21 protein-coding genes and 1 pseudogene are annotated in these 23,645 nt (G+C 67.1%); 6 read left to right on the forward strand and 16 right to left on the reverse strand.

Annotated features, from left to right (window positions below; all coding sequences use genetic code 11):
- From Y706_RS26015 to Y706_RS0116505, 7 genes are all read right to left on the reverse strand, one after another.
- On the reverse strand, positions 1 to 202 hold a 202-nt coding region (locus Y706_RS26015), incomplete at its 3' end, for an MFS transporter (RefSeq protein ID WP_043436329.1).
- Between the two features lie 88 nt (positions 203 to 290).
- The gene (locus Y706_RS0116480; protein ID WP_028277459.1) at positions 291 to 1,100 is read right to left on the reverse strand and encodes an alpha/beta fold hydrolase; all 810 of its coding nucleotides are present in this window, start codon (positions 1,098 to 1,100) and stop codon (positions 291 to 293) included.
- A gap of 79 nt (positions 1,101 to 1,179) precedes the next feature.
- A complete protein-coding gene (locus Y706_RS0116485; protein ID WP_052355091.1) occupies positions 1,180 to 1,782 on the reverse strand; it encodes a class I SAM-dependent methyltransferase in 603 nt (200 codons plus the stop codon).
- 83 nt (positions 1,783 to 1,865) lie between these two features.
- Entirely contained in the window at positions 1,866 to 2,633 is a 768-nt protein-coding gene (locus tag Y706_RS0116490; protein WP_028277461.1) for an amino acid ABC transporter ATP-binding protein, read from the reverse strand.
- Positions 2,630 to 3,649 carry an amino acid ABC transporter permease gene (locus tag Y706_RS0116495; protein ID WP_028277462.1) on the reverse strand — a complete coding sequence of 340 codons (1,020 nt, stop codon included), beginning with the start codon at positions 3,647 to 3,649 and terminating at the stop codon, positions 2,630 to 2,632. The genes Y706_RS0116490 and Y706_RS0116495 overlap by 4 nt, the downstream gene beginning before the upstream one ends.
- A 6-nt stretch (positions 3,650 to 3,655) precedes the next feature.
- Entirely contained in the window at positions 3,656 to 4,558 is a 903-nt protein-coding gene (locus Y706_RS0116500; protein ID WP_028277463.1) for an ABC transporter substrate-binding protein, read from the reverse strand.
- Positions 4,559 to 4,636: 78 nt separating this feature from the next.
- Positions 4,637 to 5,911 (reverse strand): alpha-hydroxy acid oxidase, encoded by a 1,275-nt coding sequence (locus Y706_RS0116505; protein ID WP_028277464.1) that lies wholly within the window; start codon positions 5,909 to 5,911, stop codon positions 4,637 to 4,639.
- A gap of 134 nt (positions 5,912 to 6,045) precedes the next feature.
- On the opposite strand from Y706_RS0116505, the gene Y706_RS0116510 reads away from it, so the two are divergent.
- Complete coding sequence (locus Y706_RS0116510) at positions 6,046 to 7,674, forward strand: PucR family transcriptional regulator (protein ID WP_156945174.1); 1,629 nt, start codon at positions 6,046 to 6,048, stop codon at positions 7,672 to 7,674.
- 37 nt (positions 7,675 to 7,711) lie between these two features.
- On the opposite strand, the gene Y706_RS0116515 is transcribed toward Y706_RS0116510, so the two are convergent.
- The 3 genes from Y706_RS0116515 to Y706_RS0116525 form a co-directional block, all read right to left on the reverse strand.
- Positions 7,712 to 9,106: a diacylglycerol/lipid kinase family protein gene (locus Y706_RS0116515; RefSeq protein WP_028277466.1), complete on the reverse strand. Its 1,395-nt coding sequence runs from the start codon at positions 9,104 to 9,106 to the stop codon at positions 7,712 to 7,714.
- A gap of 69 nt (positions 9,107 to 9,175) precedes the next feature.
- Positions 9,176 to 9,511, reverse strand: a complete 336-nt coding sequence (locus Y706_RS0116520; protein ID WP_028277467.1) for a cupin domain-containing protein — start codon at positions 9,509 to 9,511, stop codon at positions 9,176 to 9,178.
- 87 nt (positions 9,512 to 9,598) lie between these two features.
- Entirely contained in the window at positions 9,599 to 9,916 is a 318-nt protein-coding gene (locus tag Y706_RS0116525) for an acylphosphatase (protein WP_043436330.1), read from the reverse strand.
- Between the two features lie 230 nt (positions 9,917 to 10,146).
- Between Y706_RS0116525 and Y706_RS26020 the strand changes: the two genes are divergently transcribed.
- On the forward strand, positions 10,147 to 10,422 hold the full coding sequence (locus Y706_RS26020; RefSeq protein ID WP_043436331.1) for a YegP family protein: 276 nt from the start codon (positions 10,147 to 10,149) through the stop codon (positions 10,420 to 10,422).
- A 20-nt stretch (positions 10,423 to 10,442) separates the two neighbouring features.
- On the opposite strand, the gene Y706_RS0116535 is transcribed toward Y706_RS26020, so the two are convergent.
- Both Y706_RS0116535 and Y706_RS0116540 read right to left on the reverse strand, forming a co-directional pair.
- Positions 10,443 to 11,354, reverse strand: coding sequence for a hypothetical protein (locus tag Y706_RS0116535; protein ID WP_043436332.1), 912 nt, complete (start codon positions 11,352 to 11,354; stop codon positions 10,443 to 10,445).
- A gap of 15 nt (positions 11,355 to 11,369) precedes the next feature.
- Positions 11,370 to 12,161: a hypothetical protein gene (locus tag Y706_RS0116540; RefSeq protein ID WP_052355092.1), complete on the reverse strand. Its 792-nt coding sequence runs from the start codon at positions 12,159 to 12,161 to the stop codon at positions 11,370 to 11,372.
- A gap of 226 nt (positions 12,162 to 12,387) precedes the next feature.
- Here Y706_RS0116540 and Y706_RS0116545 point away from each other — a divergent pair, with 226 nt between their 5' ends.
- Both Y706_RS0116545 and Y706_RS0116550 read left to right on the forward strand, forming a co-directional pair.
- Entirely contained in the window at positions 12,388 to 13,635 is a 1,248-nt protein-coding gene (locus tag Y706_RS0116545) for a mechanosensitive ion channel family protein (protein WP_028277470.1), read from the forward strand.
- 148 nt (positions 13,636 to 13,783) lie between these two features.
- Entirely contained in the window at positions 13,784 to 15,670 is a 1,887-nt protein-coding gene (locus Y706_RS0116550) for an alpha-glucosidase (RefSeq protein WP_028277471.1), read from the forward strand.
- Positions 15,671 to 15,974: 304 nt separating this feature from the next.
- On the opposite strand, the gene Y706_RS0116555 is transcribed toward Y706_RS0116550, so the two are convergent.
- From Y706_RS0116555 to sulP, 3 genes are all read right to left on the reverse strand, one after another.
- Positions 15,975 to 16,772, reverse strand: coding sequence for an alpha/beta fold hydrolase (locus tag Y706_RS0116555; protein ID WP_028277472.1), 798 nt, complete (start codon positions 16,770 to 16,772; stop codon positions 15,975 to 15,977).
- A 157-nt stretch (positions 16,773 to 16,929) separates the two neighbouring features.
- Complete coding sequence (locus Y706_RS0116560) at positions 16,930 to 17,835, reverse strand: pullulanase X25 domain-containing protein (protein WP_028277473.1); 906 nt, start codon at positions 17,833 to 17,835, stop codon at positions 16,930 to 16,932.
- Between the two features lie 163 nt (positions 17,836 to 17,998).
- Entirely contained in the window at positions 17,999 to 19,732 is a 1,734-nt protein-coding gene (gene sulP, locus Y706_RS0116565) for a SulP family inorganic anion transporter (RefSeq protein ID WP_028277474.1), read from the reverse strand.
- A 247-nt stretch (positions 19,733 to 19,979) separates the two neighbouring features.
- On the opposite strand from sulP, the gene Y706_RS0116570 reads away from it, so the two are divergent.
- Positions 19,980 to 20,954 carry an aldo/keto reductase gene (locus Y706_RS0116570; protein ID WP_028277475.1) on the forward strand — a complete coding sequence of 325 codons (975 nt, stop codon included), beginning with the start codon at positions 19,980 to 19,982 and terminating at the stop codon, positions 20,952 to 20,954.
- Positions 20,955 to 21,042: 88 nt separating this feature from the next.
- Here the strand turns inward: Y706_RS0116570 and Y706_RS0116575 are convergent, their stop codons facing one another.
- Positions 21,043 to 22,104, reverse strand: a complete 1,062-nt coding sequence (locus Y706_RS0116575) for an adenosine deaminase (RefSeq protein ID WP_028277476.1) — start codon at positions 22,102 to 22,104, stop codon at positions 21,043 to 21,045.
- 48 nt (positions 22,105 to 22,152) lie between these two features.
- On the opposite strand from Y706_RS0116575, the pseudogene Y706_RS30345 reads away from it, so the two are divergent.
- Positions 22,153 to 23,645, forward strand: a pseudogene (locus Y706_RS30345) (ABC transporter); the annotation flags it as partial.

The raw sequence follows: 23,645 nt of genomic DNA on the forward strand, positions 1-23,645 counted from the left end.
GGAGCCGGCCCATCAGCGGCTGGCCGGCCGCGGAGGTGAGGTAGAACGCCGTGATCACCCAGGTGACCGTGGCGACATCGAGCCCGAAGTCCTCGCGCAGCACCACCAGGGCGACGGCGATCATCGACGAATTCAACGGGTTCAGCGACGTGCCGAGGCTGAGGCCGGCGACGGCCAGGCCTGCACGGGGAGAGTTGCTCACGGCAACAGTCTGTCTTACGACGCCGGCCGAAATCGAACCAGCCGACACATGCCGCCGTCGTCGTCGCTCTGGCGTCAACCCTCCCTGCCTAGCCGTTGTTCGCCGCGCTGGCAGCCGAGCTGATGAATGAAGTGACCATGCTGAGGACTGGGCCGGCGGGAACCAGGGTCTGGCCGTGGTTGCGGCCGGGCAGGGCCTGGAACTGTGCCCTGGGCATGAGCTGGGCCGCCCGTTCCGAGTCCGCATGCCGAAGCGGGTCTTCGGTGCCGGCGAGCAGCAAGGTGGGCGTGTCTATGGTCCGTAGGACCGGCTCCGGAATTCCGGGTTCGTTCTCACTCCGCCGGAAGTAGGCGCGCAGGGCCGCGGGGTCGTTGGCCAGAAGCGCGGCGGCCGTCTGCGGATCGAGGTCACGGCCCGTGGCGATACGCCATTGGCGCAGAAATTCCGGCATGCCGCCACGGTCCAGGGCCTGGTCATATCCGGGGAAGAAGATCGATTCGATTTGCCCGGCCGGGGAGCGGTACGTGCCGCCCGCAGCCGTAAATGTCTGGACACGCTCGGGACTGCTGGCCAGCAGGGAGAATCCGATTCTCGAACCGGCGGAATACCCCACGTAGTGGGCTGCCTGCGCGCCGGCGGCGTCCAGGACTGCCACCACATCCCCGACGAGCAGGTCCATGCTGTACGCGTCTTCGTGCTGCGGCTTGTCGCTGCGGCCGTGTCCCCGCAGATCCAGAGTCACCACGTGAAAGCGCTCCTGCAAGGCCTTCGTGTAGCCCAGTCCCCGCCAAATGGCACGGGACAGCCCTGAACCGTGCACCAGAACGATAGTGGGGCCGGCGCCCTGCTCCTGAAAGGAAATTCGGACGCCATCCACGGCGTTGAAGGCATCACCCATAACGTACTGCTCCTCTCGGAGACCTCTTCGGTCGATGAGGTCGGGCGGAAGTCCTGCCGGATGAGGGTTTTGCCCGGCGTCAGGGTTTCCGGGCGACGACGTCGAAAATGTGCCAGTGCTTGGGACCGCGGAAGGATTGGCCGTCGGCGTCGTAGGTCTCGAACGTAAGGATATCCAGTCCCTCGAACAAGGCTCTGGCCTGGGCTTCGGTGTGGAAGTTCCATTCGGGAATGGCGGCCCAGGAGTCCCGTTCGCCGAACAGATTCACGGCAATGACGCCGGAAGGGCCCAGCGCCTCCAGCAGCATCCGCCAAAGGCGGGTGCAGTTTTCGGGGTGGACGAAGGGCAGCGAATAGCTGGCCAGGATGAGCCCCGCCTCCGGGAGCGGGGGAAGGTCCTCGAACGGGCTTAGCTCGACGTCCAATTGTTCGGCGAGGGCGGCGGGCACAGTTGCGAGCAGCTGGTCCCGGGTGTCCGGCTGTGAATCGACGGCGAGGACCCGCCAGCCGCCGTCGAGCAGCGCCAGTGTTTCCTTGCCCGCGCCGCAGCCCAGATCTATGGCGCGGCGGCCGTTCCCCGGGCCTGCAAAGGCCATGGCGTTGAGGCACAGCGTGCGCACCCCGCGGGTTGCCTGGGCGGCGTTGTAGTCCGCCCAGATCTTGCTGTCCGCGGGGCTGTCCACGGATTCAGTGTTGCACTGGCGCGGCGGTGATGCCACAGCCCGGAGAGGCCAGGGCCCACCGGCCGCGCCGTCAACCCTCGGCGTCATAGCACCTTGGAGAGGAACGCCTTGGTCCGGTCGTGCTGGGGATCGCTCAGGATCTGGCGGGGAGCCCCGGCCTCCACCACCACGCCGTCGTCCATGAAGACCAGGGTGTCGGCCACCTCGCGGGCGAACCCCATCTCGTGAGTCACCACAATCATGGTCATGCCGCTCTTGGCCAGTCCCTTCATGACATCGAGGACCTCGCCCACCAGCTCCGGGTCCAAGGCACTGGTCGGTTCGTCGAAGAGCATCAGCTTGGGGTCCATGGCCAAGGCACGGGCAATCGCCACCCGCTGCTGCTGGCCGCCCGAAAGGTGCGCCGGGTAGGCGTCGCCCTTGTCCCCCAGCCCCACGCGCTCGAGCAGTTCCATGGCCCGTACCGTGGCGGCGGCCTTGGAAATCTTCTTCACCCGCATGGGAGCAAGAATGATGTTCTCCACCGCGGTCAGGTGCGGGAACAGGTTGAACCGCTGGAACACCATGCCGATTTCCTGGCGCTGGAAAGCAGCTTCCTTGAGCTTGAGTTCGTAGAGCTTCTCGCCCTTTTGACGGTAGCCGACCAGCTGCCCGTCGACCGAAAGCCGGCCGCCGTCAACCACTTCCAAGTGGTTGATACAGCGCAGGAACGTCGACTTGCCCGAACCGCTGGGCCCCACGATGCAGAGGACCTCCCCGGGGTCGACCTCCAGGCTGATCCCGCGCAGGACCCTGTTGGATCCGAAATTCTTGGAAACCTTCTCCGCAAGAACCATTGGCACGCCCGTCATCCCTTACCTCCAAAATCTGTGCCGAGCGGTGCACCCGGCGCGCCAGGTCCGGCCGTCGGCGCCGGTTCGGGCGCGGCGGGTGCTTTGCCTGACTTGATCCGTCCGGTTCCGCGGGAGAACCGCTTTTCGATGAAGTGCTGTCCGACCATCAGGACGGAGGTGAAGAGCAGGTACCAGAGCGAAGCCACAATCAGCAGCGGGACCGGAGTGAAAGTCACGGCTGAAATGCCGCGGGACACCCCGTAGAGGTCAATGCTCAATGGGATCGCGGCCACCAGGGAGGTGGTCTTGAGCATTGAGATCACTTCGTTGCCGGTCGGCGGAATGATGATTTTCATGGCCTGCGGAACCACGACATACCGCATGGTCTGGCCCCAGGACATGGCCAGGGCCGTTGAAGCCTCCGCCTGGCCCTCGTCCACGGACAGCAGGCCGGCACGCACGATTTCAGACATGTAGGCGGCCTCGTTCAAGGCCAGCCCGATCACGGCGGTAATGAACAGGTTCGTGAAGATCTCATTGGGGACGGTGACCCACGGCGTCGTGAACGGAATCCCCAGCGTGAACACCGGGTAGATCAGGGCCACGATGCCCCAGAACACCAACTGCACGTAGACAGGGGTTCCGCGGAAGATCCAGATGTAAAGCCACGCGATGCTCTTGAGCACCGGATTTGGTGAGAGCCGCATGATGGCCAGCAGCAGCCCGATGACGATCGCGCCGATCATCGAGTAGATGGTCAGCCACAACGTCACCCACGCGGCCTGGCTGATCCGGCGGTCAAAAATGTACTTCCCCACATCCGGCCAGCCATAGTCCGGGCGCTGGGCGGCGTCCAGGACAAAGACCGCCAGCCCAAGCAGCAGGACCACGGCAATCACGATCCGCCACGGGTGCCGCAGCGGGATCGCCACGATCGCCTCCGCCGGCGAGTTGTCCGTGCCCTGCCCGCTCCGGTCCCGAGGCTTCCTGTCAGGCTCCGACTCAATCATCCTGTCGGATTCCGGCTCGCTCATTTGCTATCACCCTTTGGCTGCTACGTTGAGAGTTGCTGTCTTGACGCCACCGGACTCGACGCCCCACTTGGACAGGATCTTGTTGTACGTGCCGTCGTCGATCAGTGCCTGCAACGCCTTCTGCAGGACCGGGGTAAATTCGCTGCCCTTGGCCACGGGCATCCCGTACGGCGCCACCTCAAAGGCGTCGCCGGCGGTCTGCAGCTTGTCCTTGGTCTTGGAGATCGCGTACAGAGTCACGGGCGAATCGGCGCTCATCGCATCGACCTGTCCCACCACGAGGGCGTTGGTTGCCTGGTCCTGCGCGTCGTACTTGAAAATGGTGATCGCCGGCTTGCCAGCATCCGTGCAGGCCTTCGACTTGGCCGGCACCTCATGCGTGTCCTCATAGGTGGTGGCCTGGACGGCGACCTTAAGCCCGCAGGCGTTGTTCGGGTCCACGTTCTTGCCCTTGGGCGACGCCCACTGGATGCCGGCTGAGTAGTAGTTCACGAAATCGACCTGCTTTTCGCGTTCCAGCGTGTCGGAGAAGGACGACATTCCCATGTCATCCTTGCCTGCCTTCACCGCGGGCAGAATGTTGTCGAAGGTGCCGATGTCGAAGTTGACCTTCAACCCCATAACCTTGCCCAGGGCATTGGTGAGGTCCACTGACCAGCCTGCCGGTTCGCCGTTATCGTCCTTGAACTCGTTGGGCGGGTAGTTGTTGGCCATGCCGACGTTGAGCACGCCGGAGCTCTTCATTTTTTCCGGGAGCGAGGCGGCAATGGAGTCATTCTTTTGCACGTCGATGGCGTCAGCGGTACCGGATGCCGAGCCGGTGGCGGCGGGTTCGCTGTTGTTGACACAGCCCGAGAGCGAGAGCGCCGTGGCTATGGTGAGAACGGGAAGAAGGTATCGGGTGCGCATGGCTTCCTTAGCTGTTCAGGGATTCTCTAGGCTCCCGCAACGCTGCGGGAGGGCACTGCATAACTGCTTATTCAAAACTCATGAATTCGTGTTTTCCGACGCTCTTGTCTCAAGAAGTTCTCCGGAATGACGAATGTCCCGAAGAATTTCCCCGCCCCGGGCCTTCAACTCGGAAATACTGGAGACGCCCACTAACGTCATCGTACGCCGCAGTTCATCCCCGAAGATGTCGATGATGCGTCCGACGCCCGGCGAGCCGGCCGCCACCAATCCGTACAGGTAGGCCCGGCCGATCGAACAGGCATCGGCTCCCAGTGCCAGCGCCTTGAGGATGTCGCTCCCCCGGCGGATGCCGGAGTCCACGTAGATCTCGATCGAATCGCCCACCCGTTGCCGCGATTCCTGGAGGACGTCCATGGGGCTCAGCATGTGATCGAGCTGGCGGCCGCCATGATTGCTCAACTGGACGGCGTCCAGGCCAATCCGGGAGGCCTTCGCGACGTCGGCCGGGTTGACGCAGCCCTTGAGCACGATTTTGCCGTGCCAGGCCTGCCGCAGGGCCTCAAGTTCCTTCCAGCCGCTGCTGGCATCCGAGTGGCCCAGGATGTGCTGCCACATGGTCGGGGTCACCACGGAGGAGGCGGCGGGGCTCTGCGGATCCAGGTTCGGGAAGCTGATGCCGTCCGACTTCAAAAAGTTGATCCACCACGAAGGGCGCCGGGCGATGTCCGCGATGGTTGACAGCGTGAGCGCGGGAGGGGCGGTGAATCCATTGTGGAGGTCCCGTTCCCTGGAGCCCAGCGCCCGCGTGTCGACGCCGACAATCAGGGTGTTGAATCCGGCTGCCTTGCAGCGCGCCAGTTTGTTCTTCATCGCCTGGGCGTCCGAGGTGAGGCCAAAGTTGAACCAGCGGTCAAGGGACGGGTGGTGCTCTGCGATGGTTTCCATGGGCACGGTGCTCAGCCCGGCCAGCCCATAGGGGATGCTGGCCCGGTCCGCGGCGGCCGCGACGGCCAGTTCGCCCTCGGGATGGAACAGCCGGGTCGCCCCGGTGGGGGTCAAGGTCAGCGGCAGCGCGCTTTCTTTTCCGAGCAGGGTCGTCGTCGTGTCGGGTCCGGACACCGGGCCCCAGCTGGGCATGAGTGCCCAGGCATCGAAGACGGCCCGGTTGCGGCGGAGCGTCACTTCGTCTTCGGATCCGCCGTCGAGATAGTCGAAAATCCCGGCCGGCAAGACCTTGCGGGCCGATTTCCGGAATTCCTCGACGTTGTAGGCGCCCGCCAGCACACGCCGTTGGCGGGACAAGACGGGGGCCTTCACCTGGACGAGTTGCCTGGCTTCGCTGATTTTCAATGACGGCCTTCCGTTGAACTGTGCTGCGTTATGGTTCAGCGTAGGAAATGAAGCTCCGCATCACCATGGAGTTATCGACAAATTGAGGGGCCAATCATTAGTAGCGAATACCAAACAGCTTCTTGGGTGTCCCGGTGACGGCACCGGAGGTGGAGACGCACGCGCTGCCTACCCTGGCCGACGTCGCCCGCTCGGCGGGCTCGGAAATCCTCAGCCTCGTGGAAATGCCGTCAGATGACCGGCAGATTGTCGCCGGCTCTGTCCTCTACGACTCGACGGCGCGGCCCGCCAAGTTCCCGGGGGCGGTTGCCCTGGCCATTGGTTTGTCCCTTTCCGGGAAGCGTCTGGGCGCGAAAGTGCGGGAACTCAGCGACGCCGGGTACGTGGCGATCGTGTACAAATCCAACGGCACCTCGGACGAAGTCCTGCGGGCAGCCGCCCGGGACAACGGGATGGCGCTGTTCCGGGCCTCCGACTCGGTGCCCTGGAACCAGCTCGCGGAGATCATGGACGCGGCAGTGGTCCCGCACCGGCAATCGGGACGGACCCTGGTGGACATCCGGCCCGGAGACCTGTTCGACCTCGCCAACACGGTGGCGGCCCAGGCCGGCGGTGCCATCGCGATCGCCGATCCCGAGCAGACAATCCTGGCGTATTCCACTCTCCCGGACCAGCCCATTGACGAGACGCGCCGGAGTTCCATCCTGAGCCTGCAGGTCCCGCATTCGGTGGAAACGGACAACGATTACCGCCGTGTCCATGCCGCTACCGATGCGCTGGATGTGGCCACGCAGGACCCCTCGCTCCGGCGCACGGCCATCGCGATCCGGGCCGGCGACTCCGTTCTGGGCTCGCTCTGGCTCCTTGAACTGGCGGACCACCACAACGAGGACGCCAACCGGATCCTGCGCGAAGCCGCAAACGTGGCAGCGCTCCACATCCTGCACAAACGGACCACCTACGTCTCGAACCTGACCCGCCAGATCGATCTGGTCCAGCCGCTGCTGTTCGATCCGAAACGCGCCGAACTGGCCGCCATCAGGCTCGGGATCTCGGCGCCGTCGATCCGGGTTGCGGCCCTGGGCATCTGGCCGTCCGAAGCCATCGCGGCCGAAACGCTGCAGTCCCGCCTCCGGCTCTTCGACACCATCCGGACTGCCTGCGCCATCCGGTTGCCCTCGGCCGTCTGCGGGCTCTCGGACAACATCGTGTACATCGTCCTCCCACAAACCACCGAAACCTCACGCCACTTCCAGCGCACCGCGATTCTGAAAATTGTGCAGAATGCGCGCCGGCTGCTCGCACGCCCGGTCCTGGCCGCGCTCGGCGCCGCGGCGACGATCGACCGGCTCGAGGATTCCAGGGTCAACGCGGAACTGGTCCTGTCCGAACTTGTGCGCAACGTCGCGGAAGGGCGCATCGCCGCCGATTCGGATGACATCGTGGCCGACGACGACTCCCTCGGCTCGCGTCTGCTGCTGCGACAGTTCGTCTCGGCGCTGACGGCCGCCGGCCAGCTGCCCGGATCGCACGCGCTGAGCATCGCGGCGCACGACGAACAGCATAAGAAGTCCTTCGAGGAGACCATCTACGCGTACCTCAGCTGCGGCGGAAACGCCATCGACGCCGCCAAGTCGCTGGACGTGCACGTCAACACGGTCCGATACCGCCTGTCCCGGGTGGAGCCGCTCTTCGGCATCGACCTCGACGACGCCGAAACGCGCCTGCTCGTGTGGCTGCAGTTGTGGGCACGGCACAACTAGTCGCCGTCGTACACGGTTCTGGCCAGATCTACCGAGGCTACGATCCCCCGCCGGCGGGCGGAGCCGCGGGGGGAGCGGCGGACGACGGCGCAGACGGCGCAGGCGGCGCAGACACGTGCCGCCCCCACGCCAGCTCCCGGAGCCGGACCAGATCCAGCACCGGTTGGGCCGGCGGGACGCCCGGACGGTTCCGCGGAACCAGCACCCGCAGTGCGCGGGGTTCGACGGTGCACCGTACCGGCGTGCTCATCAGCAGAGCCTCACCGTCCACTCCGACGGGTATCTCGGGCACGTCGGCGTCGACCACCACCTCCGCCGCGGTGCGTTGGATCAGGCCGCGCTTCGTGGCACGGCGCAGCAGGCCGACCGCTTCCCGGGTGTTGGCGGCGGAAATCGCCACCGCGCCGAGCACGCCGCGGTCCAGCCGGGTTCGGCGGCCCAGGCCGGCGAGGTCATTGCTGCCGTACGGACCGTTGCTCACCAGCACCGCCTGCGGGCCGTCCACCGTCTCCACGTCAGCCTGCGCCCGCAGCCGCGCACCCTTATCGCCCCTGATCAGGTCCGGAAGCATCTCCAGCACGGTACCGGCCTTGTCGTCCCGGTACGCAGGGCTCTGCACCACCTCGGCGTACACCCCGAAGGATGCGTTGTTGACGAAGGTGCGGCCGTTGATCTTGCCGAGGTCGACGTGAAGCTCCACCCCGTCCCGGAGGGCATCAAGGCAGCCTGTCGGGTCCTCGCGGTCCAGCCCGAGATCCAGGGCGAAATGGTTGCGCGTGCCGGCGCTGATCACCAGGAACGGAAGGTTGTGCTCCGCCGCAATGCCGGCCACCAGCGCCTGGGTTCCGTCCCCACCGGCGACGCCGAGCAGATCGGCCCCGCGTTCCACGGCCTGCCGGGCCAACGCGTCGACGTCCACCGGTCCCGGTCCCTCAAGAAGCGCCACCTCGGCGCCGAGTTCTTCCGCCTTCCGCTGGAGGTCGAACTTCACCACCTTGCCCCCGCCGGAACGCGGATTCATCACCAGGAAAGCATGCTGCCAAGCAGGGGCGGTGTGCTCGGGCATGGCTTTGCCCTCACCCCTTTCCCGGAGCGCGGCACGGGCACAGACCAAGGCCACGAACGCCAGCGCAATCGAGAGCACCATCTCCAATAGCAGACCCGCCTGGATGTGCAGGACCACCAGCACCAGCGGGGCCAATACCGCGAGCGCCAGCGCACACCAGCGCAGGACACCGCGGCTGATGAGGAACCAGTAGATCGCAGCCACAGTCACTAACACGGCGCCGGCATCGATCATGACCAATGCGATGGTGCCTGCCAATCCCGCAGACACCAAAGGGACAGCCACCGCCAAGAGAATCGCGACGTAGGCCGCCCTCGCCCACCACCGCCGGGTCTGTGGGACCTCGTCGAAAGGGATGACAGTCATGTCCTGCTCCTTGCGGTAATCCGGCCCCTGGAGTGGCTTCGACCGGTCTCGCCGCCTGCGGCTGGGCCGTCAGGTCTTGATTTTCGCCACGGTCATGAGGATCGCCGAGTCTTCCTCGGCCTCCAGGCTGTGCAGCCCCTCGGGCACGATCAGCAGATCGCCGGTCTTGCCCTGCCACGATTCGTTGCCGGCCCGCAGGCGCACGCAGCCGCGGAGCACAAACACGGTCGCCTCGCCGGGGTTCTGGTGCTCGCTCAGCTTCGTCCCCGCCCTGAACGCCATGACGGTTTGCCGCAGGACTTTCTCATGCCCGCCAAACGCAGTGTCCGCGGCCCGTCCGCTGGGTGCCGCAACCGCTGCAGCCAGTTGCTGCCGGGCAAGGGCATCGAGCGATATCTTCTGCATGGGGCCACCCTACTCAGAAACCGGGCCCCTGCCGAGGGTCCTTCGCCCCGGACCGGCCACGATACCGGGCACCGGAAAGCTGCAGCCCTAGTAGGCCACGTCGAATCCGCCGAACTCCCCCGTCGCGGCCGAGACCGATTCTTCGACGTCCTCCACCCGGCCGGGCGCCTCCGGCGAGCGCAGCCAGCGCCGCAGTTCCAGCACCACGGACTGCGGCCCCTCGGCCACGATGCCCACGGAGCCGTCGGTGTTGTTCCGGACCGTGCCGCTGAGCCCCAGTTCCTCGGCCTTCCGGACCGTCCAGTAGCGGAAGCCGACCGCCTGGACCACACCGGACACCCGCGCGTTCAGCCGCACGGGCTCGCCGGAATCCGCCGGAAACTGCACAGGATGTTTGCCAGCCATGCTCCCAATGTAGCGCCCATCCGGGCGCCCGGTTTCGTCACACAGGACTTGGTACAGCCGGCCCAGTCTCATCCGCCAGACACCAAGGGACCTTTGCCTCTTTCCCGGGAACGCCGTCCACGAAAGGGTGGCTACCGGCACTGCAGCGATTTGTCGAAGACCCGGCAACAGCACAAAGAAGTGCTCTTACCCTCCACCGGCGGTCACCACCGCCAGACAAGGACAAGACAATGGCTGGACAGTTCGAAATCTTCACCGACGCGGAATCCAATGTACGGTTCCGGCTTCTCGCCGCCGACGGGACCGTGTTGGCGATTTCCACAGCATTCGACGACAAGCGCCAGGCGGCGGACGGCATCATGGCCGTGCGCGAGTGCGCCGGCACCGGGCTGATCCGGGAGGTCAGCAGCAACCCGTGGACCGGGCAGCGCGGCAGCAGGAATGCCTCGCCGACACCTGCGATCCGCGAACACCGTCACCGCCACCGGCACCTGCCCGCTGTCTAACCCAGCGTCGTCTAACCCAGCTACTTCGCCGGTTCCGTCACGCTGCCCGTGGCCTCGCCGTTGCCCGCCGGACGCAATGACGTGATCATCTTCCGGACGTCCTGGTACTCCGCCGTGCTGGCGTAGAGCTTCGCCTTCTCCAGGTACGGCAGCCCGGGGTCCCCCGGCGTCGTGTTTTTCCCGGGGTCATACGCCTGCCCGAACAGCGCGCCGCTGGGCGGCCAGAGGAAGAGCTGGAACATCGGACACGACGTGGGCCCGGTCTCCTCCGGCATCATGGTGATGCCGTACGACGCGTAGGTGGGCGGCGACGCCTCCGCTGCACTGAAGTCACCGCGGGCCTCGAAGACGTAGCGCGGCGGGCTCTGGTCCGCCGCACCGGGTTCGGCGAGCGCCTGCATCGGCTGAGAATCGATGAGCAGGTAGGGCTGTTGATCGCCGCATTCGGCGCCCGTGACAATGTTCGTGCGCAGGGCGGCCATCTGCTTCCCGGCGGCGTTCACAACGTCCACGAACTCACCGCCCAGCGGCGCCTCCCCTGCCGGATCACGGATCTCCCACGCGGCCGGGTAGTCGAAACTCAGCGTCCCGTCCGACGTCGTGAACGTCTTCCAGCCGGACGACGACGGGGGGAGGGCCGACGTCGTCGGGGTTGCCGCCGCGGTGCTCCCCGGAGCCGTTCCCGATGCTGTGTCCGTGGCTGACCCCGACGGCGTGGTTCCCTGTGTCCCCTGCGAAGGGTCTCCCGACGGGGTGCCTCCCGGCTGGGTGCCTCCGGCAGGCGGACCTGCGGACGTCGCCTCCGGCGCAGCGCCGGATGTCGCAGGGGGCGCCACCGGTGACCCGCAGCCGGCCAGCAGCAGGGCCGCGAGCACCAGCGCCGAAACAAACGGAGCCGGAACCGCAGCCGCTATGGGCCGTCGCCTCGCCATGAGCCCGGGCCGGCCCTACTGCCCCGCCGGGCGCAGCGAGGTGATCATCTTCCTGATGTCCTGGTATTCGGAGGTCTCCAGGTAGGCCTCCGGGGTGTCGACAAAGGGCTCGTTGCCCGGGGTGGTGTCGAAGGGGTTATAGACGCCCCCGAACGACGCTCCGCTGGGCGGCCAGGTGAAGAACTGGAAAATCGGGCAGGCATCGGGACCGGACGGCTTGGGCGCGGAACTGATGCCGTAGGCCATGACGTTGGCTTTCGTGGGGTCCTTCTCGGCCGGATACAGCCGCAACTCAAAGATGAAGTGCGGCGTGACGCCCTGCTGGGCCAGCGCCGGAACCTGCACCAGATCGAGCACCTGGTAGGGGATCCGCTGCGTGCATTCCGCACCCGGGGCGACGTTGGTCTTCAAGGTGGCCAGCGACTTGCCGCCCGCGTTCAGGACCTCCAGGAACACGCCGCCGGGCGCGGCCTCGGCGCCGCGGTCCCTGACGGTCCACTCCGCGGGGTGATCGAACTCGAGCTTCCCGTCCGGGGTCTTGAGGCTCTGCCAATCGGCCGCCGTCGGCGCCGGAGTGCCCGGCGCCGACGGCGGTTCGGTGGGCGGGGTATCGGCGGCGCCGCTGCTGGCCGGCGCGGACGTCAGCGGCGGCACGGTGGGCATCGACGGCGACGCCGGCCCCGGGCCCGCGGGCGCACCGCAGGCGCCGAGCAGCGCCGCAACCAAGAAGCCGGCCGACGCTGCCGTGCCGAACGCCGCGAGTCGACGCATGTCACCCTCCCCCTGGGATTCAAGTGGTTCGACCATTCTGGAGCGTCCGTCGGCAAAATCAAGAGGCAAAAGTCCCGGAGTGGCGGGCCGAACTCTGTGCCGGCGCGGCCGGTCTGCGCCGGACTGCGATGGACGGCGCCGGACTGCGATGGACGGCGCCGGAAACCTGCCGTGCCCGCCGGCTCCTGCCGCGGCGTGAGGAGACCCACGTTGACATCCCGACGATTTCAGTTGCCCGTGGAAGCTTGCTAGAGCTTAAGTAATGCAAGAGTTCCTCACCCAAGCAATGCCGTTCCTGGCCATGGCCCTCGCCGTGGTTGCCGGACTCGTCCTGTCCTGGCTGGTGCGCAAGATTGTGCTCCGGCTCAACCGCAGCAAGCCCGAACTGCGCGAAACCTCCCGCGTGGCCCGGCTGCCGTTGCGCTTGTCGCTGTGCCTCATCGCCGTCCGGATCGCGCTCGCCACCAGCGGCGGCGATCTCGAATGGCGCCACGGCCTGGACCATTTGCTGCTGATTGCGCTCATCGGTTCACTGGCCTGGCTGGCCATCGCCATGCTGCTCATCATCGAGGCAATGGTGCTGACCCGGTACCGGGTGGATGTCGCGGACAACCGCCGCGCCCGGCGGCTGCGCACCCAGGTGATCCTGGCCCGGCGGATCGGCGTCGCATTGATCGCGGTGGTGGCCCTGGGCAGCATGATGCTGACGTTCCCCGCGATCCAGGCGCTCGGCGCCGGGCTCCTGGCTTCCGCAGGCGTGATCTCGATTGTCGCGGGCCTCGCCGCGCAGACCTCGCTGGTCAACGTCTTCGCCGGCATCCAGCTCGCCTTCACGGACGCGATCCGGGTGGACGACGTGGTGGTGGTCCAGAAGGAATGGGGCCGGATCGAAGAGATCACCCTGACCTACGTGGTGGTCCACATCTGGGACGACCGCCGGCTGATCCTGCCCTCGACGTACTTCACCACCACCCCCTTCGAGAACTGGACCCGGCGGCAGTCCGAGGTCATGGGCACCGTCGAGTTCGACCTCGACTGGCGCGCTCCCGTCGAGGCAATGCGCGGCGAGCTGAAGAAGGTCCTGGCCGATACGCCGTTGTGGGACAAGCGGGTGGGGATCCTGCAGATCACGGACGCCACCGCCGGCTTTGTCCGCGTACGCATCCTGGTCAGCGCCGCGGACAGCGCCTCCCTGTTCGACCTCCGCTGCCTGATCCGCGAGGAACTGGTGCTGTTCCTGCAGCAGGACCACCCGACGGCGCTCCCCCACGTCCGCCTCGAATCGCTGCCGTCGGCACTGGTGGCGTCCACTTCCGGCAACGCTTCCGACGCCGTTACGGGGTCCAAGCGACCCAGCAAGGCTACGGCCGAGCACCACCGGCACCCGGATCCCCACGACTCCCAGCTGTTCACCGGATCCATCGAGGCGATCCAGCGCTCCAAGGCCTTCTCCGGACCGGGCGAGGACGTCTTCGAGGACCGCGACAACGCCATCGCCTCGCAGAACTAGCCGGGGAGGGGCGGCTTCGCCCGGACAGCACGACAGCACAGCCGGACCGGGCAGGTCTTCCCAGCCCCCGTCAACTGATCAATAATCAGACGTTGGCGGGTCAGCAACGCGCTGCCCCATTGTCTGCCGGACCAGCTGAGGAGTCCCCATGACGGTCGAAGAAGCCCCCACGGAAACACCCAAGGCGGCTGCCGGCGACTGGTTCCAGCGCGCCGTCGTCTATCAGATCTATCCGCGCAGCTTTGCCGACTCCAACGGCGACGGCATCGGCGACCTTCGTGGCATCATCGGCAGGCTGGACTACCTCCAGCGGCTGGGGGTCGACGTCGTCTGGCTCTCCCCGATCTACACCTCGCCGCAGGACGACAACGGCTACGACATCAGCGACTACCGGAACGTGGACCCGCTGTTCGGTACCCTCGAGGAGCTCCGGGAACTGACCGACGGGCTGCACGCGCGCGGCATGAAGCTGGTGATGGACCTGGTGGTCAACCACACCTCGGACGAGCACCCCTGGTTCGTGGAATCCCGGTCCTCGAAGGAGAACCCGAAGCGCGACTGGTACTGGTGGCGGCCGCCGCGGGGCGTCGACGCCGGGCCCGCCCCACGGCGCACGGCGGCGGAGCCGACCAACTGGGGCTCGGCGTTCTCCGGGCCCGCGTGGGAGTTTGACCAGTCGTCCGGGGAGTACTACCTCCACATCTTTTCGAAGAAGCAGCCGGACCTGAACTGGGAGAATCCCGAGGTCCGCGCAGCGGTCTACGAGATGATGAACTGGTGGCTGGACCGGGGCGTGGACGGGTTCCGGATGGACGTCATCAACTTCATCTCCAAGGACACCTCGCTCCCGGACGGCCCGGTGGCCGACGGCAAGCTCTTTGGTGACGGCTCCCCGTTCTACATCGACGGCCCCCGCATGCACGAGTTCCTGCAGGAGATGCACCGGGAAGTCTTCGCGAACCGCACCGGCGAGCTGCTCACCGTCGGCGAAATGCCCGGCGTGACCGTGGACGACGCCATCCTGTACACCGACCCCGCCCGGGCCGAGGTGGACATGGTGTTCCAGTTCGAGCACGTGGCGCTGGACCAGGAGGAGGGCGACAAGTGGCGGCCCAAGAAGCTCCTGCTCACCGAGCTGAAGCAGACCCTGGGCCGCTGGCAGGACGGGCTGGCCGAGACGGGGTGGAACAGCCTGTACTGGGGCAACCACGACCAGGCCCGCGCCGTGTCCCGCTTCGGCGACGACAGCCCCCGATACCGCGAGCTCTCCGCCAAAATGCTGGCCGGCGTCCTGCACCTCCACCGCGGCACGCCCTACGTCTACCAGGGTGAAGAACTGGGCATGACCAACATGACGTTCGGCGCGATCAGCGATTTCCGCGACATCGAGGTCCTCAACCACCACCGCGAAGCCACCACACACCTGGGCCACACCGACGCCGAGGTCCTCGCCGCCCTCGCGCCGCTGAACCGGGACAACGCGCGGACCCCGGTCCAGTGGGACGCCTCCCGGCATGCCGGCTTCACCACCGGGGCACCCTGGATCGCGGTGAACCCGAATGCCAACCACATCAACGCCGCCGCCCAGGTGGATGATCCGGATTCGGTCTACAGCTTCTACCGCCAGGTGATTGCGCTGCGGCATGCGGAACCGGTGGTCTCGCACGGGAACTTCACCATGCTGCTGCCGGATGACCCGCACGTCTATGCGTTCACCCGGGCCCTGACCGTGCCCGGTTCGGCCGTTTCTTCCGGCAGTCCCGCAGACGGTCCCACGGACGGCGCCGGGATTCCGGAGTTGCTGGTGCTGGGCAACTTCTCCGGCGAGGTGCGCGACGCGGACCTCGGGGACGAGGTCTGGGCTGGCGCGGAGCTGGTCCTGGGCAACTATCCGTCCGACGCCGACGCCGACGCCTCCGCCGGCGGCTCTGCCGCGGGTTCCGCCGCGGGTGCGGTGCGGGACGGCCTTTCCGCGGGCGCGGTGCACCTGCGGCCCTGGGAACTGCAGGTGTTGCGCCGGCACCGCGGCGCCTGATCGACGATCCTGAACGCCAGCCCACGAAAGGAAGCCACGCATGACTATTCCACCAACTCCCGGGCCCGATCCGTTTCCGCCAGAACCCGGCCCCACGACGCCGCCGCCGGAGCCCGGAGACCCGTTTCCGCCGGAACCCGGTCCGGTCACGCCGCCGCCGGTTCCGGGGCCCGAGCCGGTACCGGGCCCCGCGCCCACGCCGTCACCGGAACCGGGGCCGTTCCCGACGCCGCCCGGCCCCCTCCCGATTCCGGATCCCGGCCCGGTGCCGCCGCGGCCGGACCCGACCCGGTTCTAGCGGGCGTCACCGCGCGGAGAGTCCGTGCAGGAACCGGCGTACCGCGGCGTTGAAGGCAGCCGGCGCTTCGACGGCCGCCATGTGCCCGACGTCGGGAATCATCACCAGCGTCGAGCCAGGGATCCGCCGGTTCATCTCGCGGGCCACGCTCTGCGGCGAGCGGACGTCGTCCGTGCCGTACAGCAGCAGGGTGGGCACCGCGATGGTGGGCAGCACGTCGCGGTAGTCGGCGTGGGCGTTTGCGTTCAGCAGTGCCCGCATGCCTTCCGGGTGGAAGTCGGCCATGATGGCGCTGGTTTCCTGCACCGCCGCCGGATCAGCGTGTTCCGTGAACAGCGTGGGCAGCCATACGGGGATGAATTGTTCCGCCGGCTGATCGAGTTCGGCGAGCACCTGCGCATAGCGGCGCTCGACTTCCTCGGGCGGCAAAGATCCGGCCCAACCGGCGTACGCCGAGACCAGCAGCAGCGACGCGGGCACTGACGGGTGTGCCCGGTAGAGCTCCAGTGCAATGCCGGAGCCCATGGACAGCCCGAGGACGTGCGGCCGGCCGGGAACCGCTTCCCGCAGAAAACCTGCCAGGGCGTCGCCGAGGTCCTGTCCGGTGAAGTCCGGCGGCGGATCGTCCGAGCCGCCGCACCCGGGTGCATCCCAGGCGAAAACCGTGAAGTCAGCCGACAAATCCTCGAGCTGCCGCCGCCAGATGCGGCTGTCTTCGTAGGCGCCGTGCAGCAGGACCAGCGGCGGCCCCTGGCCCGCACGCCGGTACCGGATCCGCAGGCCCGCAACCTCGACGGTCTCCATGAGGCAATGCTAGGGCGGCCGGCCGTCCCTGGGCAGGGTCAGGCGGGGCAGGCTCAAGATGCGCAAACCCGCCCGCGACACGCAAATGACCCTGCGACACCCGAATTTCGGGTATCCAGGGTCATTTGCGCGTCGGCAGGACGGTTGCGCGTCGGGGCTACGGCTGGACGATGTCCCGGGTGCGGTGATCGTACTGGATGACCAGGAGGCCGCCGCCGTGGTGGACTTCGTGGTTGGGTCCGTCGAAGACGCCAAACGCACCGTAGTTTTCGTCCCAGGACCGGTTCAGGGCGATCTTGAACGAGTAGAAGCCGGCAGGAATGTCCGCGGCAATCTTCCAGAGCTGATCCACCTGGTCAAGTTCCATCTGGACTTCGTCGTACTGCGGCGCCCAGTTGGCGGGCGCGCCCAGCAGAATGCTGAAGTCGCCGGCAACCGCGACGGCGTCCGGCTGTTCGATGGTGTCGACGCTGACAGCCGAGGCCGCCGCCGCCGGGGCTGCTGCCGGAGCTGCTGCGGGCTGTGCAGCCTTCGCCGCGGGCTTGCGCTTGCGCACCGCCTTGGCCACCGGGGCCACAGCCTCCTCGATGAGCTTGGCGGCCTTGCCGGCAACCTTGGATGTTGTCGACGGCGTCTCCTCGGCCGCGGCGGCCGGCGTGGCTGCTGTCTTTGCTGCCTTCTCCGGCTTTGCCACCGGAGCAGTCGGCAGCGGCGTGCCCGCCGGAACGGGAGTGCCGGCGTCGAGCGCTGCAGCGAAGGCGGCAGGATCGGCGAAGGCCACCGTGGCGCGCTGGCCGTCGTCGGTGATGGACCAGCCGGAGCGGCCCTTAACCAGCCAGCCGGCCTTGACCAGCTTGGCCGTGGCGGTGGTCAGCGTCTTGTGGCCGCGGGGAATGCCGCCGCTGAGCAGTTCGCGTTCGTGGTCGTTGAGGGGCACCCGTGCGATTGCCTCGCCCAGCACGGCTCCGGCGTTCAGCTTCTCGCCCGTCCATACCTCCTCTGCCAGAACATCCAGCACGGCCTTGAGCCGAAGGTTGGTGTTTTCCGCGGTGTTCGCGCCCATGGGTCTCCTTTAGAAGCAATTGATCCACCTGCATTTTGCCAAGGAAATGTTAGTTTTTGCGAGCGGATCCGGTTAACTCTGTGTGTCGTGACCCACTATGACAGGCCAGAGCGGGGGGCGCGAAGGACCAACTCGGCCCTACCCGCGAGTAGAAAACCAGAGGTCAGTCCTCTGCGCTCCATTGGGCGCCGGTTTGGGCCATGTAGGCGGCTACCGCTGCTTCGGTGGTGGGATAGAAATGCTCCGGCTCGATTTCTCGGGTCAATCCGTACTTTTCGATCTTCTCCCGGGTCCTGTGCTTGACCTCGGCGAACACCAGGGAGATACCCTGCGCGTTCAGTTCGACGTCCAGATCGAGCAAGACGTCCGCGGCGGTGGTGTCCACGTCCGTGATCGGCTCGGCCGCGATGACGATCCACCGCGGTTTGGGTTCCGTTCGTGCCAGGTGCCGGATGTTGTCGCGGAACGGCCGGACGTTGGCGAAGAACAACGGGGCGTCCCACCGGTAGATCACCAGGCCGGGCAGGTGCTTCGCGTCCGGGTGGACGCGGATGTCGTGAAACCCCTCATAGCCGGGCACCCGCCCGATCACGGTCTCATACGGCCACCAGGCCCGGCGGAAGATGTTCAGGATGGACAGTCCCACCGCGATGCCGATGCCGGGCAGCACGCCCAGGAGCGCCACTCCAAGGAAGGCGGCCATGCACAGATAGAACTCGGTGCGCCGCTGGTGCCAGAGACGCACCGTTCCCGGAATGTCGGCGAGGGAGATCGACGCCGTCATCACCACTGCCGCCAGGGCCGGCTGTGGCAGGTTCCGGAACAGCCCCGGCAACAGCACGAGCATGAGGAGGATCAGCACGGCGCCCGTCACGCCCGTGAGCTGGGTCTTCGAGCCGGAACGTTCCGCGACGGCGGTCCGGGATCCGCTGGTGCTGACCGGGAAGCCTTGGAAGAGGCCCGCGGCCAGGTTCGCGGCGCCGATCCCGATCATCTCTTGGTTGCCGCGGATTTCCTGCCCTGTGCGTGCGGCGAACGCCGTCGACGTCGAGATCGTGTCCGTCAGCGACACCAGCGCAATACCCAGGGCACCGGCGAACATCAGTCCCAGGTCCGCGACGTCCACCTGGGGAATGGTGAACGGCGGGAAGCCCTGTGGCAGTTCCCCGACCAGCGAGACGCCCTTGGCTGCCAGGTCGAAGACCACCGCGGCCGCGATCGCGAGGACCACCATGACGAGCACCGCAGGGACCTTGGGCAGCCACCGTTGCAGGGCAAGGATCAGCACAATCCCGCCGATGCCGACCGCCGCGGCGGCGACCACCGTCTCGCCATTGGCCACTCCCTCGACGAATCCGACCAGGTCACCAATGAAGTTTTCGCTTTCCACCTTGAACCCGAAGAGCTTCGGGAGCTGACCCACCAGGATGGTGATCGCGAGGCCGTTCATGTAGCCGATCATGGTCGGCTTGGAGATCAGGTCGGCGATGAAGCCGAGCTTGGCCACGGATGCGAGGACCATGATGGCGCCGACCATGAGGGCAAGCATCGATGCGAGCGCGATCGCCTTCTGCGGGTCGCCGTCGGACGCGACCAGGGGCAGAACCGTCGCCGCGATCATGGGCCCCAGCGCAGAGTCCGGCCCCAGGACGAGAATGCGGGACGGGCCGAATACCGCATAAGCGAGCAGGCAGAGGATGCTGGTGTACAGCCCGGTAATCGGGGGCAGTCCTGCCAGCTCGGCATAGGCCATCCCTTGGGGAACAAGCAACGTCGTCAGGACGATCCCGGAGATGATGTCCTTGCCGAACCAGTCCTTCTGGTACGCGGCGACGACGTCCAGCCCAGGCATCGCCTGGCGCAGCCAGCCCTTGCGCCGCTCACGAGTCTTCGTCATATCTGCACTTTGCCGCGCGGCACCGCCCGGCGCATCCCCCGGCAAGGGTGAACCGCTTCCGCCGGTGCAGTGGACTCTGGCGGAAACGGCAACGCCCTCCCGTTGTGTCCCCTGCGCTCCGTTGTGTCCCCCGCGAGATGGGCCTAGAGTTGCGGTCTGCCCACTGCGCGCCGTCCCGCCGCCCGAACATGCGCCGGGTCAGGTGCCGGATCGGGTGCCCCACCATTTGTCTTTGAGGAGATTATCCATGGAAACCCGTACGCTTGGTTCGCTCACCGTCTCGGCCCTGGGTTTGGGCTGCATGGGCATGAGCGAGTTCTACGGCCACGGCGAGGAAAACGAGTCCATCGCCACCATCAAGGCTTTTCTCGACGCCGGCGGAAGCCTGCTCGACACCGCCGATATGTACGGCCCGTTCACGAACGAAGAGCTTGTGGGCCGTGCCATCGGCGGCCGGCGCGACGACGTCGTCCTGGCCACCAAATTCGGCAACGAACGCCGGCCTGACGGATCCTGGGTGGGCATCAACGGCTCCCCCGACTACGTGCGCGCCGCCTGCGACGCAAGCCTGCAGCGGCTGGGCGTGGACCACATCGACCTGTACTACCAGCACCGGGTGGACAAGACCGTCCCGATCGAGGAAACCGTCGGGGCCATGGCTGAGCTGGTGCAGGCCGGCAAAGTCCGGCACCTTGGCCTGTCCGAGGCCAGCGCCGACACCGTTCGCCGGGCCCATGCCGTGCACCCCATCACGGCCCTGCAGACCGAATACTCGCTGTGGGAACGCGAGCCGGAAACCAAGGTCTTCCCGGTCCTCGCGGAACTGGGCATCGGCTTTGTCCCTTACAGCCCGCTGGGCCGCGGCTTCCTCACCGGCCAGTTCCGCAGCCCCGAGGACTTTGCCGCAGACGATTTCCGCCGGCACTCCCCGCGTTTCCAGGGCGAGAACTTTGACCGCAACCTGCAACTCGTGGACCGGGTCAAGGAGTTGGCGGACGCGAAGGGCTGCACCCCGGGGCAACTGGCGCTGGCCTGGCTGCTGGCCCAGGGCGAGCACATCGTTCCCATCCCCGGCACCAAGAAGGTCAACCGCCTGCGGGAAAACCTGGGCGCTGCCGACGTCGAACTCTCCGCCGAGGACCTGACCCGCCTGGACGAACTGGCTCCGGCCGGGGCGGCCGCCGGAGCGCGATACCCGCACATGGACTCGATCGACGTCTAAGGCTGCGTTCGACAGCCGACGCGGGGTCGCTTACGGCCCGTCCGGGGCCTCCGGATGGGCGCGTAGTGACCCCGCGTTGCTTGGGTGGTTAGTGTCCGGACGCGGCGAGCTCGGCCAGCAGCTCGGCCTTGCGTTCCTCGCTCGCGAAGGAGGACCGGATCGAGTTCGCAGCCATCCGGACGCAGTCGAACTCAGACAGGCCGATCACCGATTTCAGCTGCGCGAAGTTGTCGTCCACGTACCCGCCGAAATACGCCGGGTCGTCCGAGTTCACGCAGACGTTCAGACCCGCCGCGAGCATCGACGGCAACGGGTGCTCGGCCAGGGTGTCCACCGCGCGGAGCCTGACGTTGGACAGCGGGCAAACGGTCAGTGGCATGAGCTCGTCCACGAGCCGTTCCACGAGCTCCGGGTCCTCCATGCAGCGGATGCCGTGATCGATCCGCTCCACGTCGAGGAGGTCCAGCGCGTCGATGATGTACGACGGCGGGCCCTCCTCGCCGGCATGCGCGATCCGGTGCAGGCCGGCGTCCTTGGCCCGGGCGAAGAGCCGCTCGAACTTGGCCGGCGGGTTGCCCACCTCGGCGGAATCGAGCCCGATGCCGGCGATCGGGGCGTCCATGGCGAGCAGCTGCTCCAGCACCTCGAGGGCGGAGTCCTCGGTGAGGTCGCGCAGGAAGGCCGCGATCAGGAGGGTGGAGATGCCGAACTCTTCGCGGGATCCCGCCAGCACCGAGGCCACGCCGTTGACGCACGTCTCCAGCGGTATCCCGCGGGACAGGTGGGCCTGCGGGTCCAGCATGATCTCGGCGTGCCGGACCCCGGCGAGCGCCGCCCGGGCCAGGTAGGCGCGGGTCATGTCGGCGAAGTCCTGCTCCGTCTGCAGCACGGCCATGTTGGCGTAGTACAGGTCCAAAAAGGACTGCAGGTCAGTGAACTCGTAGCGCGAGCGCAACTCGTCCAGGTCCGCATAGGGCAGTGCGATCCCGTTGCGTTCCGCCAGCGCGAAGATCAGCTCCGGTTCCAGCGTTCCCTCGATGTGCAGGTGCAGCTCGGCGACCGGGAGCGGGAGGGGTTCGCCGGCTTCCGGCTCTTCCGGTTCTTCCGGCTCTTCCGCGGTCAACTGGGCATCGCCGTCGTGTGTTTCCATCCGGTAAGGATATGCCCGGGGCTCCCCGGAGCGGATAGAGTCGAACCAATGCAAAGTAAACAGCATGCTTCCCATTTGCCGCGCCCGGCCGGCCGGGACCTCATTCCTGATCCCGGTCCCGGCAATCCGTCGGACGGTTTTGTCCGGGTGCGCGGCGCCCGCGAGAACAACCTGCGCAACGTGGACGTAGACGTGCCCCGCGATGCAATTGTCGCCTTCACCGGCGTCTCAGGCTCCGGCAAGTCCTCCCTCGCGTTCGGCACCATCTATGCCGAGGCGCAGCGCCGCTACTTTGAATCCGTGGCACCTTACGCCCGCCGGCTCATCCAGCAGGGGCACAACCCCAAGGTGGAAATGATCACCGGGCTGCCGCCCGCCGTCGCGCTCCAGCAGCGCCGCGGCACGCCGAGTTCGCGCTCCACGGTGGGCACCCTCACCACGCTGTCCAACTCGCTGCGCATGCTCTTCTCCCGCGCCGGCAGCTACCCCGACGGCGCCGCCGCGCTGGACTCGGACGCTTTTTCGCCGAACACGGCCGCCGGCGCGTGCCCCGAATGCCACGGACTCGGCATCGCGCACACCGTCACCGAGTCCTCCCTGGTCCCGGACACCGCGCTGAGCATCCGCGACGGCGCCATCGCCGCCTGGCCCGGGGCCTGGCAGGGCAAGAACCTGCGCGACATCCTGACCCACCTGGGCCACGACGTCGACACCCCCTGGCGGAAGCTGCCCAAAAAGGACCGCGACTGGATCCTGTTCACCGAGGAACAGCCCGTGGTGGAGGTGACGCCCCAGCGCGACCGCGTGGCCAAGCCGTACAAGGGCCGGTTCTGGAGCGCCAAGAGCTATGTGCTGCATACTCTCACCGATTCCAAGAGCACCACCATGCGCGAGAAGGTGCTGCGCTTCATGGAAACCGGCCCGTGCCCGGTCTGCAGCGGCAGCGGCCTGACCCCGGCCGCGCTCGCCGTCACCTTCGCCGGGCACACCATCGCCGAACTCAACGCCGTCCCCATGACCGAGCTGGCGGACATCATCCGCCCCACCACGGAACTCACGGAGGCCCGGACCGCGTCCCGGAAGCAGTCCTCCGGCGAGGGCAACGAGGTGGCCGTCGCCATCACCCGCGACCTCCTGCAGCGCGTCACGGTGCTGCTGGACCTCGGCCTGGGCTACCTGGCGCTGGGCCGGTCCACGCCCACGCTCTCCCCCGGCGAAATGCAACGGCTCCGGATCGCCACCCAGCTCCGCTCCGGGCTGTTCGGCGTGATCTACGTGCTGGACGAGCCCTCCGCCGGCCTGCACCCCGCCGACGCCGAGCCCCTCCTCGCAGTCCTGGACCAGCTCAAGTCTTCCGGCAACTCGGTGTTTGTGGTGGAGCACAACATGGACATCGTCCGCCGCGCCGATTGGCTGGTGGATGTCGGTCCCCGCGCCGGTGAAGGCGGCGGCGAGGTGCTCTACAGCGGCCCCGTGGCCGGCCTCGCCGAGGTGGACGCGTCCGTGACCCGGCCGTTCCTGTTCCCGGACGGTTCGGCGGG

The organism is Arthrobacter sp. I3, assembly GCF_000520575.1.
GTDB lineage: Bacteria > Actinomycetota > Actinomycetes > Actinomycetales > Micrococcaceae > Arthrobacter > Arthrobacter humicola_A.